The 17,536-nt window shown below is 28.6% G+C and carries 19 protein-coding genes; 2 read left to right on the top strand and 17 right to left on the bottom strand.

The features are described from left to right. Positions 1–15 precede the first annotated feature (15 nt). From asrB to BR69_RS0114415, 5 genes are all read right to left on the bottom strand, one after another. Positions 16–825: an anaerobic sulfite reductase subunit AsrB gene (gene asrB / locus BR69_RS0114435; RefSeq protein ID WP_034849959.1), complete on the bottom strand. Its 810-nt coding sequence runs from the start codon at positions 823–825 to the stop codon at positions 16–18. Continuing rightward, positions 800–1,819, bottom strand: coding sequence for an anaerobic sulfite reductase subunit AsrA (gene asrA / locus BR69_RS0114430; protein WP_027633802.1), 1,020 nt, complete (start codon positions 1,817–1,819; stop codon positions 800–802). The genes asrB and asrA overlap by 26 nt, the downstream gene beginning before the upstream one ends. A gap of 12 nt (positions 1,820–1,831) precedes the next feature. Further along, a complete protein-coding gene (locus BR69_RS0114425; protein ID WP_027633801.1) occupies positions 1,832–2,596 on the bottom strand; it encodes a formate/nitrite transporter family protein in 765 nt (254 codons plus the stop codon). 67 nt (positions 2,597–2,663) lie between these two features. After that, the gene (locus tag BR69_RS0114420) at positions 2,664–3,353 is read right to left on the bottom strand and encodes a Crp/Fnr family transcriptional regulator (RefSeq protein ID WP_027633800.1); all 690 of its coding nucleotides are present in this window, start codon (positions 3,351–3,353) and stop codon (positions 2,664–2,666) included. Between the two features lie 135 nt (positions 3,354–3,488). Continuing rightward, entirely contained in the window at positions 3,489–4,091 is a 603-nt protein-coding gene (locus tag BR69_RS0114415; protein WP_027633799.1) for an NUDIX hydrolase, read from the bottom strand. A gap of 109 nt (positions 4,092–4,200) precedes the next feature. Here BR69_RS0114415 and BR69_RS0114410 point away from each other — a divergent pair, with 109 nt between their 5' ends. Then, on the top strand, positions 4,201–5,469 hold the full coding sequence (locus BR69_RS0114410; protein WP_027633798.1) for a D-alanyl-D-alanine carboxypeptidase family protein: 1,269 nt from the start codon (positions 4,201–4,203) through the stop codon (positions 5,467–5,469). Positions 5,470–5,588: 119 nt separating this feature from the next. On the opposite strand, the gene BR69_RS0114405 is transcribed toward BR69_RS0114410, so the two are convergent. The 4 genes from BR69_RS0114405 to BR69_RS0114390 form a co-directional block, all read right to left on the bottom strand. Continuing rightward, positions 5,589–6,674, bottom strand: a complete 1,086-nt coding sequence (locus BR69_RS0114405; protein WP_027633797.1) for a Ger(x)C family spore germination protein — start codon at positions 6,672–6,674, stop codon at positions 5,589–5,591. Beyond that, on the bottom strand, positions 6,661–7,749 hold the full coding sequence (locus BR69_RS0114400; protein ID WP_027633796.1) for a GerAB/ArcD/ProY family transporter: 1,089 nt from the start codon (positions 7,747–7,749) through the stop codon (positions 6,661–6,663). Before BR69_RS0114400 ends, BR69_RS0114405 begins: the two co-directional genes overlap by 14 nt. Continuing rightward, complete coding sequence (locus tag BR69_RS20645; protein WP_160169957.1) at positions 7,733–9,214, bottom strand: spore germination protein; 1,482 nt, start codon at positions 9,212–9,214, stop codon at positions 7,733–7,735. Before BR69_RS20645 ends, BR69_RS0114400 begins: the two co-directional genes overlap by 17 nt. Positions 9,215–9,620: 406 nt before the next feature. Continuing rightward, positions 9,621–10,535, bottom strand: a complete 915-nt coding sequence (locus BR69_RS0114390; RefSeq protein WP_027633795.1) for a DMT family transporter — start codon at positions 10,533–10,535, stop codon at positions 9,621–9,623. Between the two features lie 259 nt (positions 10,536–10,794). Here BR69_RS0114390 and BR69_RS0114385 point away from each other — a divergent pair, with 259 nt between their 5' ends. Next, the gene (locus BR69_RS0114385; protein ID WP_027633794.1) at positions 10,795–11,373 is read left to right on the top strand and encodes a flavin reductase family protein; all 579 of its coding nucleotides are present in this window, start codon (positions 10,795–10,797) and stop codon (positions 11,371–11,373) included. Positions 11,374–11,416: 43 nt separating this feature from the next. On the opposite strand, the gene BR69_RS0114380 is transcribed toward BR69_RS0114385, so the two are convergent. The 8 genes from BR69_RS0114380 to BR69_RS0114345 form a co-directional block, all read right to left on the bottom strand. After that, positions 11,417–11,953: a GNAT family N-acetyltransferase gene (locus BR69_RS0114380; RefSeq protein WP_027633793.1), complete on the bottom strand. Its 537-nt coding sequence runs from the start codon at positions 11,951–11,953 to the stop codon at positions 11,417–11,419. A 135-nt stretch (positions 11,954–12,088) separates the two neighbouring features. Continuing rightward, the gene (locus BR69_RS0114375; protein WP_027633792.1) at positions 12,089–12,589 is read right to left on the bottom strand and encodes a GNAT family N-acetyltransferase; all 501 of its coding nucleotides are present in this window, start codon (positions 12,587–12,589) and stop codon (positions 12,089–12,091) included. Between the two features lie 67 nt (positions 12,590–12,656). Continuing rightward, on the bottom strand, positions 12,657–13,001 hold the full coding sequence (locus BR69_RS20640; protein WP_051623633.1) for a hypothetical protein: 345 nt from the start codon (positions 12,999–13,001) through the stop codon (positions 12,657–12,659). Positions 13,002–13,283: 282 nt separating this feature from the next. After that, the gene (gene ppaX, locus BR69_RS0114365; RefSeq protein ID WP_027633791.1) at positions 13,284–13,919 is read right to left on the bottom strand and encodes a pyrophosphatase PpaX; all 636 of its coding nucleotides are present in this window, start codon (positions 13,917–13,919) and stop codon (positions 13,284–13,286) included. 424 nt (positions 13,920–14,343) lie between these two features. Further along, positions 14,344–15,267 carry a transketolase family protein gene (locus BR69_RS0114360; RefSeq protein WP_027633790.1) on the bottom strand — a complete coding sequence of 308 codons (924 nt, stop codon included), beginning with the start codon at positions 15,265–15,267 and terminating at the stop codon, positions 14,344–14,346. A gap of 12 nt (positions 15,268–15,279) precedes the next feature. Continuing rightward, the gene (locus tag BR69_RS0114355; RefSeq protein WP_027633789.1) at positions 15,280–16,092 is read right to left on the bottom strand and encodes a transketolase; all 813 of its coding nucleotides are present in this window, start codon (positions 16,090–16,092) and stop codon (positions 15,280–15,282) included. A 313-nt stretch (positions 16,093–16,405) separates the two neighbouring features. Continuing rightward, positions 16,406–17,050 (bottom strand): fructose-6-phosphate aldolase, encoded by a 645-nt coding sequence (gene fsa / locus BR69_RS0114350; RefSeq protein ID WP_027633788.1) that lies wholly within the window; start codon positions 17,048–17,050, stop codon positions 16,406–16,408. Between the two features lie 17 nt (positions 17,051–17,067). Beyond that, positions 17,068–17,520 (bottom strand): GNAT family N-acetyltransferase, encoded by a 453-nt coding sequence (locus BR69_RS0114345; protein ID WP_027633787.1) that lies wholly within the window; start codon positions 17,518–17,520, stop codon positions 17,068–17,070. Positions 17,521–17,536: the final 16 nt, after the last annotated feature.

Below are 17,536 nucleotides of genomic sequence, written 5' to 3'. Positions count from 1 at the left end.
AACTCTTCCCCCTTACTAGTCTATAAGTTCCTTACCCTTAGTGTAATTAAATACAGGACCATCTAAACATATATAAGTATCATCAATCTTACAGTGTCCACATTTTCCAAGTCCACAACACATTTTTCTTTCCTGAGATATCCATATATTTTCTTCTTTAATTCCTCTTTTTAGAAATTCCATAACAGTAAATTTCATCATCATTGGAGGTCCTACTACTATAACTTGTACATTATCCATATCCTTAATAGAAAGATCCCCTACGTATTTTGTAACTAACCCTACATTTCCTTTATATTCTTCCTTTGCACCATCTACTGTTAAAATAAAATTTATATTCTTCTCCCAAATCTTCATATCATCCTTAAATAATATATCCTTTGGAGACTTAAAACCTGAGATTAAAGTAAATCCTGTGCACTCACTATTGTTTTCTGAAAAATAATCTACTATTCCCTTAACTGGAGATAATCCTGTTCCTCCTGCTACAACTATTACTTCTTTATTTCTATAATCTTCTACATTAAAACCATTACCATAGGGACCTCTTAGAAATAAATTTTCATGGGGCTTATAGTTAAATATCTCTTCTGTAACCACCCCTACCTTTCTTATGGTAAGTTCAATCCATCCATTTCCTATTCCACTAACACTTATAGGTGCTTCCCCATATTTAGGTATAGAAACCTCGAAGAACTGTCCTGGTTTTACCTCTCCCTTATACTCCATCTTAAAGCTATATTCTATATTAGTATGTTTTTTTATTCCTAATATCTCTGATTTAAAAGGTATATATTCATTATTTTTCACTGTTAACCACCTCATCAACTGCTATGCTAAGCTTATTTACACAATTAGAAAAAGATATATACTCAGGACAAATATCATCACATCTTCCACAGCCAACGCACATATGATATCCAAACCTTTTATTAAAATCATGTACCTTATGAAGAACTTTAAATCTCATTCTTTGCCCCTTATCTTTTCTAAAGCTATGTCCTCCTGCCATATCTGTATATCTATCAACTTGGCATGATGCCCAAACACGTCTTCTCTCTCCTAGGTTTTTATTATCCTTGTAAAATATATCCTGCATAGTAAAGCATGTACAAGTTGGACATACAAAATTACATCTTCCACAAGCTATACATCTCTCCGAATATTCCTTCCACATATTAGAATCCATAACTTTTAGGCTAATATTTGGTGATATATTGACTTTCACTTCATTCTTTTCCACAAAATCTTTAGTAAAGTAAGCTTCTTCCTTTGGTATCTCCTTTAAATATTCTTCAAAAATATTATCTTTTGCTTCAAAGTAAACTTTATCCCCATCTACATCTAAATAACCATTAAAATCACTGGTTTTATTGGTTCCCATAGATACACAAAAACAATTAGAAAAGCTTTCTTTACATCCTATAACTATAAATTTAGCCTTTTCTCTAAGTTTTTTATAATAAGTGTCTTCAAATCCATTTCTTAAATATATCTCATCTAATCTTTTAACAGAGTGCATATCACAACTTCTAAGTATTATTACTGCTCCCTTTTCTTCCCCCTTAGATTCACTTAGGTTCTCTTCCGTAAAATAAAAAAGTGTTTGTGTTATAGGAAGTAATACCTCCTTATAAGAAAAGTTAGATTTTTCTTTAAACTCTATTTCATCTACAGTATCTATCTCTCCATATCTTATGGCATCTGTATCTGAGAAAGTTCCCATTCCTTTAAAAACCTTAGGCGCAAATATCCTATATTCTTTTTTTAACTCCCTTAAAAATTCATTAAAATTTGTAGTATTAAACTTGTAACCCATAAAATCCACCTCTTAACTTTCTTTTGAAATTATATAATAAGGAAGTGCTAATAAAATTCCTCCCCCAACAAAATTACCTAAAGTTACCACAGCTAAATTATATATAACCCCACCTAAAGTAACCCCCTCACTTGAAATAAAATGTCCTATAGATAATAAAGTCATATTTGCAACTGAATGTTCAAATCCTATGGTTATAAATGCAAATAGACACCAAAATATCATAATAAGTTTTCCACTTTCTGATTTCATTTTTATAGCCATCCATACAGCTAAACACACTAAGATATTACAAAATATTCCTCTAATAAATAGTTCTATTAGGGACCCACTTATCTTTAAGTTGCTGGTTTTAACTATAAATTCCCCTACAACGCCCTTTGAAAGTCCTGATAAAAAATATAAGTAGGCTGTAATAATAGATCCTACTAAGTTTCCTAAGAAGCTTACTATCCATACCTTTAAAGCCTCATTAAAAGTAACAGCTTTCTTTAAATAACCTATGGACATAACAAAATTATTTCCTGTAAAAAGCTCTGCCCCCGCAAATATTACCAAGGATAAGGCAATTCCAAAGGATAATCCCATAACTATCTTAGTTAAAGGAGATTGAGATGCAGATAAAAAACCACCTGCTGTAAAAATAAGTAATATACCTATCCCTATATATAACCCTGCAAGAATTGAAGCTAAAAAATATCCAAGTCCATTGTTTTTTAATAGATCACTTTTTCCTTTAGCTGCCTTTGATACATTGTTAATCTCTTCACTAAACAATTTAAAATCCCCCCTTGTTTCATAATTTCATTATAAAAATAAAATAAAAAAAAGACTGTGATAAAAATCACAATCCCTTAAAATAATTTAATAAATTTTCCCTGCTTTTAATTATAATTTTTTTATTCCTTATTATTAATAAATTTTCTTTTTCTAAAACCTTCATTGCTCTGGATATGGTTTCTCTTTCACATCCAAATAATTCTGCAATATATGTTACTGTAGTATTTAAATTTATAAGTATACCTTCTTCTACCTTCTCCCCATAGTCTCTAGATAATTTCCATAGTTTTGCTGCTAACTTTTTCTCAATTTTTAAAGAAACTGTATTTTTCATTTGCCTATAAAGCCTTCTTATCTTTTTAGACATTGACCTTATTACATTATCATTTAAATTAGAATCTATTTTCATTGCCTCTTTAAATATGTCTTTACTTATAACTAAAACCTTACTTTCTTCAAAAATCTCACAATTAATAGAGGCAGGTAAATCATCTATTATTATCTCATTTATAAGCTCCCCTCTTCCCAGTATAAAAATAATCTTCTTTTTAAGATTTTCACTTACCTTATAAAGAGACACTTTTCCTTGTAATACTATATAAATTCTACTAACTTCATCCTTATCAAAAAATACATGATCTTTTTTCTTATATTTAACAACTTTTGATTTAGGTAAAATATACTCTAAAGTACTTTCATCTACCCCATTAAATATTTCTAGACTTCCCACTAATTCTCTTAAAGAACTATCCAAAAATAAAACCCCTTTTATATTTATTTCATACTTTCCTCTTTATCCTATACACTTTTAAAATTATATAAAGATTATAAGATTTTAATTAAAATCCTATAACCTTTATGAGTAATAATATATTCTTAATGACTTTTCTTACTTTAATAGTTCAATAAATTCTTTTATTATTCTAGCAGTAAATCCCCATATTACATAATCATCATATGCATAAAAATACTGTGGCATACTTCCTTTGGAGAAGTTATACTTTTCTCCACCCTCTATTAGATGAAAAGGAAATCCGCTAAGCTCCATAGGACCAATCTTCATTTCATATAAAATTGGAGGATTTTCTATAAAATATTTAACTGGAACCTTAAATAAACTATGGACTTCATCCTTACTAAAATTATCTGGCATATAATTTATAGAAGCTACAAAGGGATACATAATAGTACCATAAGGACTTATAAAATAATCCATTTCCCCCATATAATTAATATCCTGAGTTTTAACATTAAGCTCCTCCATAGTTTCTCTTATTGCAGTATCAAGAGGGGTTTCTCCTTGCTCTATTTTACCTCCTGGTAAGCATATATCTCCTGGTTGACTTCTAAGAGTTAAAGCCCTTTTTTCCAATATTATATAATCTTCTCCATTTTCCTTATATAAAAGTATCATTACTCCATATCTTTTATATTTACCCAAAGGTTTTCCTGTTCTACTTTTAAAAATATTCTCTATTTTTTCTATATACATAAGTTGTCACCTCTAAGCCTCATATTTAACCTTGTTATCAGTATATATTAATGATATATTAATTATAGACTATAGAAAGAGATTTTTAAAGAAATTGGAGAGGTGAACATTGAGTAAGAAGAAACTTTTATCATCAATCGCAGTAGCACTAGCAATAACTTTTACTGCTCCTTTTAGTAGTATAGCAAAGGCTGAGGGAAAACCTGTGCCAAATATAGTAGCTAAATCAGCACTAGTTATGGATGCTGACACTGGAGAAATAATCTATTCAAAAGATGCTGACACAAAAAGATTTCCTGCTAGTATAACAAAGCTTTTAACAGGATTAATCCTTGCAGAAAATAAAGGAAAATCTGATCCTATTGCCTTTACCTCTTCTGCAAAAAGTCAACCACAATACTCCTTTGACATAAATATTGCAAAGGGTAAGACTCAAGTTGGAGATACTATGTCTGCAGATGATGCAATGAAAGCCCTTTTATTATTTTCAGCTAATGACTGGGCTTATGCTATAGCAGACTCTGTGGCTGGAAATACCACTGAATTCTCTAATATTATGAATAAGAAGGCAAAGGAACTTGGAATGAATAACACTCATTTTATAACTCCTAACGGTCTTCACGATGAGAATCATTATACTACTGCTTATGACCTAGCTCTTCTTGGAAAGGCAGCCTTTAATAATCCTTGGGTTCGTGAAACTATGGCACTTAAAGATGCTAAGATAAGTACTTCTAGTAACATAATTGGTTTAATAGAGAACAGGAACAAAAATTTAGGTGTAGATGGTGGTATTGGTGGAAAAACTGGTTATACAGAACCTGCTGGTAAGTCTTTACTAAATATCTACGAAAGAGATGGAAGGCACTTAGTTGGAGTAGTACTAAAGTCTGTATATGATCAACAGGACACTCAAATGTTTAAAGACATGAAGGATATAATTGATTACAGTTATAGTGCTGAAAAAATAACTGCCTATCAAAAAGATACAGCTATTAAAACAGTTCCAGTAAAGTATAAATCTTTTAGATTCTTCGGCTCTGAAAAAACTTTAGAGGTACCATTAGTTGCCCACGAAGATATTAAGTACTATGACAATGAGATTAACAAGAATAATACGAGCCTTGAAGTTAAGGAAGGTAGTATAAACCCATGGAAGCTTAAAGGTGATTCTAAGATTGCAACCTTAGAAGTTAATCAAAGGGATTCTTCTAAATCTTATGATATATACACAAATGTAGATACAAGCAGCCTTACAAAAGCTAGTATAATGGGAATATCAGTATTAGTAGGCTTAGGTTTACTTATTATTTTAGCTATAACTATTGTAATACTACTTATAAGAAAACAAATTAGAAGAAGAAGAAGATATTTCTAATATATTACATAAAGTTAATATATGAACTAACTTTAAATTCATAATTAAAGCTAATATGCTTAAAATAAAATGTCCTTATCTTTACTTAAAACTACAGTAAATGATAAGGACATTTTTATTTAATATAGCCTTCCCGTAGAATTAACCTTAACCCTTACATTTACATTAACAATGGCATCTTTAAAGGATGAGTTTAACTCCTTTAATTCTTTTTCCTTAAATTTTCCATGAGAAAATTTTTCTATATCGAATATATCCATATTATCTTCTTTTTGATATTTATAAATAATATTATTTAAATTTGCTTCTAAATCTCTACTAAACTGTTCTTCTATTTCTTTTATACTCGCCTTATCAATATCTATTTTTTCATGCTCTGAATCTACTTTAATATCTCCTTTTATTTTAACTTCTATATTATATTTTATTTTATCATTTTCTTTCGTTACCTTAACCCTTCTTTTAGACCTTCCATAAAGGCTTATATATTGGTTCTTTGTAACTGGAAGTTGGTTTATATATGATACTGCCTTATCATTTCTTAAAAGATTTGTATAAAACGCCTCCTTTAAAGGTACAACCTTCACTAGTTTATCCTCTTCAAACACCCCAAGACCAGCTACTTCTACCCTATCTTCTACCTGTCTTATATAAGGTATTATCATTCTTCTTCCTTCTTGAAAATACATATATATTATATCCTTAAGCTCTGCCTTATGATTAAAAAAATATGAATTAGCAGATGTTTCAAGTAACCCTTCTATAACTTCCCCCATAGTTATACTATTTTTAGGCATTAATCTTAATATATTATCTGCACTTCCTTCACACACAATTAATATAGGGGTTAGCCTTCTATCGTAATCTCTTATATAAACATCTATTAAATCCTTAATTCCCTCTCTAGCCCTTTGCTCACCTATTATATATGTTCTAATATTTCCTATTAAGTTCTCTTTAGAAGTTTTTAATAAAAATCTATTTTTACTTTCATAAAGGGTCTCCCCTGTACTTTTAATAACTTCCCTATTAACTACTTTATTTCCCTTAAAAATTAAGTATTCTATTGAATTAGTATATTCAGTTTCATTAATATCATATCCTGCTCCTGATATTAAAGTTAACTTTTCAATAGGATCTCTATCATAACATGAGGATAAAAAAAACATTAGTATTAAAGGTATTAAAATTTTAATTTTCTTCATATTTTTCACCTGTCTTTTTTATAAAACTTAAAATTAAAGTTATAATACTCCATGTAACAATAAATAAGACTTCATATTTTAAAGTTTTTGAAAGAAAAGCTCTTCTATTAAACTCTGGTGTTAAAAAAATAGTTAATATAAACACTGGTATCATTGATACAATGCATGCCTTATTATAAGGTATATTTATAACTTCTGAAACACAATATCCAAGTACAAACTGTTCACATGCAAGAGTTTTCATAATTATTCCACTCCATAAGAAGATAAATATAGCCTCAAAGTTAGATATAACTGGGAAATCCCTTGTTCCTATAAGAAAAATAAGTGGATATTCTAATCTAGAAGCTAGATTCCATCCTAGGCATCCTACAGTAATAAAAGTGGTTAGCACATATATAAATATAGTAATAAGACTCCCTATAATTCCAGCCTTTAGAACCTTTGATTTATCTGTTACCCAGTAAATAGAAAAAAATATTATTTCCGCACCAATATATGAATCAAAACTTCCTGGTATAGCTTTTAAAATAGGATATATTCCATCAAAAATTGGAAAAATATTATTGGACTTAATTTCATTTATAAAAAAAAGCAATATAAAAAGTATAGCTAAAGTTATATAAAAAAATATTTCTGTTAGTCGTCCTAAATCCCTTAATCCATTACTAGCAGTTATAACTATAATTATTAATGTAATCCCTATAGTAAAATATGATGGGATAAAAAACAGTAGAAATGAATCTAGTACATTAGCAAATCCAGCTAATAATGATGCCTCTAAAATAATATAATGTAGTAAAAAAATTGTAGTAAATATTTTAGCTAAAACTTTTCCATATAGCTTTTCACACATATTGTAAAAATTAGGATATTTTAAATTTTTATAAATTAAATGAGAAGTTATAGCAATAAATAGGGGATATAATCCTCCAATTAAAACGACCACCCATCCTGCCTTATTCGATTTAGCACTGATACTTGAAGAGAAAGATAAAATTCCTATTCCTATTAAGGCTCCTTGAACTAAAAATAAATATTGGTTTTTAGTAATAGAATTACTTATCTTTTTCATTTTTCTTCCCCCATCTACTCTTTTTATATGTATTAGGTTTTCTAAGTATATATTTTATAGGACTCCTAATAAAGGAATCTTTCAAATCTGATTCTCTTAAGGGAGCCAATGGTGAAAAGTAAGGTACTCCAAATGATTCTGTTTTTATAAGTATAATAAGGATTAGATAAGAACCAAATATAATTCCAAAGAAACCAAATATCTGAGCTAATATAAGAAGTGGAAACCTCAATATTCTTATAGATAAAGCCATCTCATAATTAGGTATTAAAAAGCTACATATTACAGTTACAGCTACCACTAATAAGGTAGTATAACTAGCTAGGTTTGCTCTTGTGGCTGCTTCTCCTATAACAAGGCCACCTACTATGGCTAATGTAGTTCCAACGGGACTTGGAAGTCTTAGTCCCCCTTCTCTTAAAGTTTCTACAGCTAGCTCCATACATAGAATTTCTAAAAATGGTGGAAGAGGTATATTGAGTCTAGAATCTATTAAAAGGAATACTAATTTATAAGGTAGTAGATTAGAATTATAGGCTAGTGCTAATAAATAAATAGAGTCTAGAAAAAGAATTAGAAAAAGAGATAGAAACCTTAAAATTCTTGAAAAAGAAGCTATAATTGTTCTTTGAGAATAATCATCGAACCCTTGAAAAAATTCTACAAATGTTGTTGGTACTATGAGAGCTGAAGAATTTTCAGCTACCAATATGGCTACTTTTCCCTCAAGCAAATCTGCTGCAACCTTATCTGGTCTTTCTGTACTTTTAGCTGTGGGAAAAATATTTAGACTATAATCTTCAATAAACTGCTCCATAAACCCAATTGATAGCATAGATGGGGACTTTATAGTGCTTATTTTATTTTTAATATTATTTAATATAGTTTCTTCAACTAATCCATCTATATAAGTGATACACACCGAAGTATTTGTTATATCACCTATCACATAACTTTCCACCTTAAACTTATTATTAGAAATTTTTCTCTCTATCATAGCTAAATTTATTTCAATATTTTCAACAAAGCTTTCTCTAGAAGCTTTTATGGACTTTTCTGTGGTAGACTCTTGAATAGCTCTATAATTTGAGCTAACCGTATTACATAATATTCCTTGAGTACACCCTTCAATTAATATAAGAGTTTTCCCTTTTAATATGTTAGAACTTAATATCTCTATATCATCATTTACTTCGCAATTGCTAGATACTAAATATCTGCTCATTATATTACTAATTAAATCTTTCTCTTTATTTAATGGATTCTTAATAAAAAATAAAAGTGGATGGATAATACTTTCCTCTATATATTTACAATCTGCTATTTGATCAATATATATAACAAAAGCCTTAATATTTTCATTAAGTACAATCTCTTTTTTTATAAGACTAGGATTACCTTGAAATTTAAAAACTATTTCATTTATGTTATATAAAAAATTCTTTGTTAATAAACTCTTCTCCACATGCATCACCCTAGGATTAGTATTAATCTTACTAGAATAATTATACTTAATAAGATTTTTAATACTTCTATAGAATAGCTTTTTTAAAGCTAAATAATATTTATGGAATTCTACATAATAAAAAATCACTATACTCTTAAAAGTATAGTGATTTTACTATTAAAATTAATAATGAAGTTTTTATTATAGTCCTTGTGATTTTAATCCCCTATTTAAAATAATGCTACTAAATTTCTAAATTACTTAAATTAAAATATATGTACAATATATATTCTTCATTAAATAATTTACATTTCATTAATTAATAGATCAATAAGTTTCAGCTGAATTTAATTAAGTTTTACTATTACAACTTATATAATACTAAATATAAGTTAAACTTTACTTTCTTAAAATTTATCTTATATTAAATCTCCCTACCTAAAGCTGCATTTTCCTCATAACCTTCTTCTGATTTCTTTGTGTAATTTACAACTAAAACTCCAAGGATTATTATAGTAGATCCTAGAAGTTGTTTTAATGTTATATCTTCATTAAGAACCATATATGCAAGAATTAAGCTTATTATAGGTTGAATATTTATATATGTAGTTAAAACCGTTGCACCTAAAGCTTCTAGCACATGTATATATATTAAATATGCTACTAAGGAACAGAAAAAAGTTAAATATAAAAGCCCAACTATAGCCTTGGTTGATGGAATGGATTTCTCTGCCCATATTAAGCTTGGAGATAAAAATATGGTTCCCCAAATCATTTGATAAGTTGTAATAGTTACACTATTATATTTCCCTTTAAACTTTGATGTCACAATATTATAAGCTACCCAACTTAAAGCTGCTAATATAGAGAGGATATTTCCTAAAGTATGTTTTGAAGATAAATCTATACCTCCTTCTGCTGTAACCACTAAGATTATACCTAGGAAGCTAAGGATAACCCCTAATGTTTTATTTAATGTAATCTTTTCTTTAAATATTATTCTTTGAGATATTAATGTAAATATTGGTATTGATGCAATTAGAATAGATACATTAGATGCTGTAGTAAATGTTACTGCATAATTTTCCAAGAAAAAATAAAGGCCTACTCCGAAAAATCCCCCTAAAACAAATTTAATCCTGTCTTCTTTTAGTATTTTTACATCTTTAAATTTAATCCTATGGATAATATATAAAATTACACTAGCTAATGCAAATCTATAAAATGCACTTAAAGCTGGATCTACTTCAGATACTACAATTTTTATTGCAAGATAAGATGCTCCCCATATTACCATACATAAAAGAGCCAATAAATGATTTCCTAAATTCCCCTTCATAATCAGTCCCCCTAAAAAGTAAAATATATACAATATTATACTACATTAAATGTGGTAAGAATACTTATGTTAATGTTATAATATAATGTAATTTTTAAATAAGTTATAATAACTAATTTAATTTTAAAAATAGTATAATTCTATTCTTGTAATATTTACAATTGCTGAAGTACATAAATAAAAAATAATACTTTTATTATTTCTTGGATAGAAGCTGTATGTCTATATAACTACAGTATAAGAAAGGACAAGATACTTTATGAAAAAACAGAATTTTAAAGGCAGTGTGATGTTAAACCCTACTCCCGTTGTACTAGTTACATGTAAAAATAAAGAAGGTAAAGTTAATATTTTTACAATAGGGTGGGTAAGCACTGTATGCACTAAACCACCTATAATAGCCGTAGGTATAAGACCTGAAAGACTTTCTTATGAATATATAAAAGAAAGTATGGAATGTGTAGTAAACCTAACTACAAAAGATATGGTGAAAATAACTGATTTCTGCGGTGTTCAAAGTGGAAGAAAAGTTGATAAAATAAAACATTTTGGGCTTAAACTGGATTCTGGTGCTTTAATAGATACTCCTTCATTAGATATTTCTCCTGTTGCATTGGAATGTAGAGTAAAATCTATTACTCCATTAGGAACTCATGATATGTTTTTGCTTGATATATTAAACGTTAAAGTTAATGAAGATATCATTGATGAAAAGGGTAAAATAAGATTTGATAAAGCTAATCTTATTGCGTATTCTCATGGTGAATATTATGGATTAAATTCTAAACCATTAGGCTCCTTTGGATACTCTATAAAAAAGAAAAAAAAGAAAAAATAAGGCTATAATAAGTAGCCTTATTTTTATACACTTAAAATATTATCTATAACCATTCATCTTTTAGTATTCCATACTCATAGGTGTCATTCCAAATAGGATTACCTTCCTTGTCATACTTAAAAAATATATTTTTTCTTAAATGACCCTCTCGCCTCATATTTAATGATTCTAAAAGTTTCCATGAGGCCGTATTTTTAGGATTGCACATTGCAACTACTCTACGAGCATTTAATTCCTTAAATCCATAGTCTAAAATTTTTCTTACACTTTCTATGGCATATCCTTTTCCATGATATATAGGATTAAATACATAGCCTATTTCCCATGTACTGCATTCTTTAGGTCCCCCATTATAAAAATATAAATTTCCTATTAACTTATTAGTTTCCTTTAAGCAAACTGCCCAAAATTCCTCCTCCTTAGATCGGTTTATTGCTTCTTCCTTGCATTGCTCTTCAGTGTAAACATCATAAGGCTCGTATTTTACCACACTTTCTTTAGACAAGTATTCATATAAGTCCTCCCAATCATCCCTAAAAAACTTTCTTATTATTAATCTCTCTGTTTCTAAAATCCCCATATTATATCTCATGTGTTAGATAACTAAGATAACTATTTATAATATTTTATACATATACTACATATAAACAATGTAGTATAAAATTTTTCATATAACTTATCTCAAAAATATTAACCCTAAAACTAATATCTGAAGCTAAGCCAATATAAGTTCATAAGATTTTTCACTTTTACTTTCCTTAATTAATTTAAATCCTAAGGATTCAAACAAATTTTGTGACCTATTATTATAACTATAAACCTTTGGTACAACTAACTTTTTAATTCCTATAGTTTTAGCTCTTTCTATTAAAACTTTCATAACCTTCTTACCAATACCTTGTCCAAAGTACTTTTCATATCCTAAAACTATAGGCAAGTTCTCTTCACTTAAGGTCACATCTCCAATGGTACTCCATTGCTTATCTTCTTTTACTTCAATAAAATAAAGCTCCCCATTATTACTCAAATATCTATACATACTTTCTATTATTTTCATATCATAAACCTTATCTACTAATCCTTCAGAATAATACAAAACCTTAGGATTTTCATACCAAGAAATTGCTACCTTCCACTGATCATGATTTGGTTTTATAAGTCTTAAACTATCATCTATCTCTATAATATTAGGTTGAATATTACTTTTTATTGCCATATAACTTCTCCTAACTCTAAACCATGAAAATAAATTTTATTACTTTGTAAAGTTTTAATTAAAATTTTCACTCTATAAGATTACTTTTTTCTACAAACTTAAGATGGCATCTTGGATTACAATCTTCCTTTAAATCTCTATAATTAAAAAACTTATATATTTCAATCCCCACCTTATATCCTTCTTTATTATTGATTTCATCAATATAAATTTGTTTCCATTTTATTATTTGATATCCAAGACCATAATAAATAATAGTTCCTCCATCCTTAACTGTTGTTTTTTTCAATATAAATATTGGACTTCCTCCCCTAATTACTGTTTTATAATCCCTTTCATAGGTAATAAAATGAATGGCTATAATAGAAATTACAATTAAAAATAATAATGCTATACTTTTATATTTTTTCATAACTCTCCTATAATTTTATAAAAGGATTCCCTTGAATTTATTACCATTAATTTTATCACATTTAACATAAATATCCAATAACCTCTCTTGATTCTAGCTGATTTTTAAGTTCATATAAAAAAGAAATGGTAAAAAATTAAAAGTGGAATGACCAGTGATGGTTTTTGACTCATAATTTTTATTGAGAATCTTTTAAAGATATAAATTAAGGGAACTCCTAAAAAAAGAGTTCCCTTGTATATGCTATATTTTAACCATTATTTTTTAAATAGATATAAATATCTATTTATCTACTATAGTTATAATGTCTTTTATTGAATCTATAAAATAATCTGGCTCACAATCTTTTAAAAGCTCTATTGGAAGTGCTGTATAGTTTACTCCACAGATTTTAGCCCCAGCAGATTTCCCTGACATTAAATCAAAGTGACTATCTCCAACCATTAATGCTTCTTCTGGCTTAACACCCAATATTTCACATGCCTTAATTACTGGACCTGGCTTTGGTTTATGCTCATTTGTATCCTCAGGTGTTATTATAGCATCAAAATATTCTATAATTCCATTTATCTTCATTCCTCTTTCTGCAAGAACCTTTCTTTTTGAGGTTACTATAGCTGTTTTTATTCCCATTGATTTTAAAGTTTTTAAAGTCTCTGTGGTTCCTTCAAACTCCATACACATAGTATCATGAATTTTTTCATTATATTCTCTATAAGTTTTAATCATATCATTACATAACTCTTCTCCATAAACCTTAAAGGATTCCTCTAAAGGTTGTCCAAAGAAAACACTTACTTCCTTATCACTTTTTTCCTCATTGTGATGTATCTTAAAGGTGTACTTAAAACTTTCTGCTATTAATTTATTGGTATCTATTAATGTACCATCTAAGTCAAATAAAACTGCTTTTATCATATTGTATTTCCTCCATTATTCTCATTTTATTTATGATTCCATAACTCCTAAAAATCACTTATAGTTTCCCCTACTTTTAATATAGTAAATTACACTTATTTTTATTTCATAAACATGATACCTAAGTCACATTTTATAACGCAATATATTAAATACTCTAAGTTTTATTCCCTATCTTTATTACGCTTTAATTATATTATATTAAATACCATTATTCAAACTATACTAACCATAATTATATTAGAAGAATTAGTAGTTCCTACATTTAATCCCAGTATTTTAATGATTGTTATAATAGTTTTTGTTTTATTCAATATCTTTACTAAATATAATATAAATTTAAAAAAGGCTATGGATTTATCCATAGCTCAGACTGTAGACAAAATGGATATTTTCATAATGAAAATATCCATTTTATTATATGTTACATTATTTCTTTTACAGCTTTTATTATTTCATCACTTGTTAAACCATATTTTTTCATTAATTCATCAGGAGTTCCTGATTCACCAAATGTATCTTTTATTCCAACTGATTTAACTCTTGTAGGATGATTACTTGTTACAACTTGAGAAACTATTGATCCAAGACCACCTATTATTGAATGCTCTTCAGCTGTAACTATTCCTTTAGTTTCTTTTGCAGCTTTTATTATTATTTCCTTATCTATTGGTTTTATTGTAGAAATATTTATAACTCTAGCATCAATTCCCTCTTCTTTTAACTTATCAGATGCTTCTATTGCCTTTTGAACCATCATTCCTGTAGCAATTATAGCTATATCATTTCCATCTCTAATCTCCATGCCTTTTCCTATCTCAAATTTATAATTATCATCAAATATATCTTCTGTACTACATCTACCAAATCTTAAATATATAGGACCTTTAAAATCTGCTGCTGCTTTTGTAGCTTGCATAGCTTCTCTATGATCTGCTGGTACTATTACTGTCATATTTGGAAGAGCACTCATAAGAGCGATATCTTCAACTGATTGATGTGATCCACCATCTTCTCCAACTGTTATCCCTGCATGAGTTGCTGCTATTTTTACATTCATCTTTGGATAGCATATTGAATTTCTTATTACCTCGAAAGCTCTACCTGTAGCGAATACTGCAAAGGTACTTGCAAACGGTATATTCCCAACACTAGCGAGCCCTGCTGCCATTCCCATTAAATTTTGTTCTGCAATACCAGCATTGAAAAATCTGTCTTTAAACATATTCTTAAAATCACATGTTTTAGTTGATTTAGAGAGGTCTGCATCAAGCACTACCACTTTATCATTCTCTTTTCCTAATTCCACTAATGCCATTCCATATGATTCTCTTGTTGCCTTACCCATTTTAAATACCTCCTATTTCATAATCTCCATAATAGCTTGCTTTGTTTGCTCTTCATTAGGTGCTTGTCCATGCCATCCTGCTTGGTTTTCCATAAAACTAACACCCTTACCTTTTATTGTCTTAGCTATTATTATAGTTGGTTTTCCTTTTGTTTCTTCTGCATTTTTAAATGCTTTATCTAGTTCATCATAGTCATGTCCACTACACTTAATTACATTAAATCCAAAACCTTTAAACTTCTCATCTAAAGGATTAATACTCATTACCTCTTCATTTTTCCCATCTATTTGTAATCCATTAAAATCAACTATTGCAACTAAATTATCTAGCTTATAATGAGCTGCTGCCATAGCTGCTTCCCAAACTATTCCTTCTTGAAGCTCTCCATCACCTAATACTACATATACTCTTGCATTATTACTTTGAGCTTTTAATCCTAGAGCCATTCCTACAGCATTAGATATCCCTTGTCCAAGTGATCCTGTTGATACATCTACCCCTGGAATATGTTTTGAATCTGGATGTCCTTGAAGCAATCCTCCTGTTTTTCTTAAAGTTTTTAATTCTTCCTTAGAAAAAAATCCTTTTTCAGCTAATACGGAATAAAGTGCTGGAGCAGCATGTCCTTTACTTAATACAAATCTATCTCTTTTATCCCACTTAGGGTTATTTACATCCACATTCATCTCTTCATAATATAAATATGTCAGTATATCTGCACAAGATAATGAACCACCTGGATGCCCAGATTTTGATTCATAAATCATCTCTATTATATTCTTTCTAACATTTTTAGAAAGAGAAACTAAATTTTCTTTATTCATATTTTACACCACCCAATCTACTTTACTGTTTTTCTTTATATTACTTCTAAAATCTCCATTATATTTTAGAAATAACTCACTTTAAAGAGCTCTTTTAACTTTATATATTAAAAACTACTTTATTATTATTTAATATATAAAACCTCTATGTGAATAGTTTGTTATAAAACTACTAAATCACATGGAGGTTTATTTTATAGTTGCAAATTATTTTATTAAACTAGCTATTTCCGTAAATAATTTAGTTTTATTTATATAATTATTAAATTTTTATAACTATATGTTAACTAATATTCTCCAATAATGAATAATTTTATTTATTTGCTGCTTCCCAATCCTTTATAAATCTTTCTATTCCTATATCTGTTAAAGGATGTTTAATTAAGCTATCTACTATCACTGGAGGTATAGTAGCTATATCAGCTCCAAGTTTTGCAGCTTCTATTACGTGAATCGGATGTCTTACAGATGCTGCTATAATCTCAGTTTTAATATTGTGAACACTAAATATTTCTCTTATATCTTTTATAAGAATCATTCCGTTTGATCCCATATCATCTAGCCTTCCTAAAAATGGCGATACATATGTTGCTCCTGCTCTCGCAGCTAATAAGGCTTGAGTAGCTGAGAATATTAGTGTAACATTAGTTTTTATATCATGCTTTAAAAGATATGAGACTGCCTTTAATCCATCTTTAGTCATAGGAATCTTAACTACAATATTTTTATGTATCTTCGCTAATTCTTCCCCTTCTCTTATCATTCCTTCATAATCTAAACTAATAACTTCTCCACTAATAGGTCCGTCTACAATTGAAGCTATTTCTCTTATAGTTTCTTTTAAATCTCTTTTCTCCTTTGCTATTAAGGAAGGATTAGTAGTAACCCCAGAAATTATTCCTAAGCTGTTAACTTCCTTTATATCCTTAATATTTGCTGTATCTAAAAAGAACTTCATTATTACATCTCCTATACTTAAATTTTGAATAAGTGATAGCCTAATTTGCTTCCGTTATAATTAAAGCCTTGGTTACTATAGTAATTAAATAAAACTTTATTCTCATTTACACAGTTAAGTCTAAGCTCTTTTTTATCACTAATGGCAGATTTTTTCGCCCAATTTATCATAAACTCGCCTTTTTTCATACCCCTAAACTCTTTAGATAAAACTATCCTGTGTATATAATAAGCATTTTCTGAGTTATCCCAAAGTTTTATATCTATGTCCTCTGGATTTCCAAAGGACATAGCTCCAATTATGACTTTACTATCATCTTCTAATACATATAGCTTTCTATCATTATAATCTTTTAAGCAAACTTCAATTTTTTTATCATCTAAAAACCTTTCCCATTGAGGAATGTCGTTTTCTTTTAACCAACTTGCAGTATCCCTTAGCCATATTCTGACTTGAGATACCTCTATCAAGGATGCTTCTCTAACT

The organism is Clostridium hydrogeniformans DSM 21757 (assembly GCF_000686705.1).
GTDB classification, from domain to species: Bacteria; Bacillota; Clostridia; order Clostridiales; family Clostridiaceae; genus Clostridium_Z; species Clostridium_Z hydrogeniformans.
This window is presented reverse-complemented; position numbering and strand designations above follow the sequence as displayed.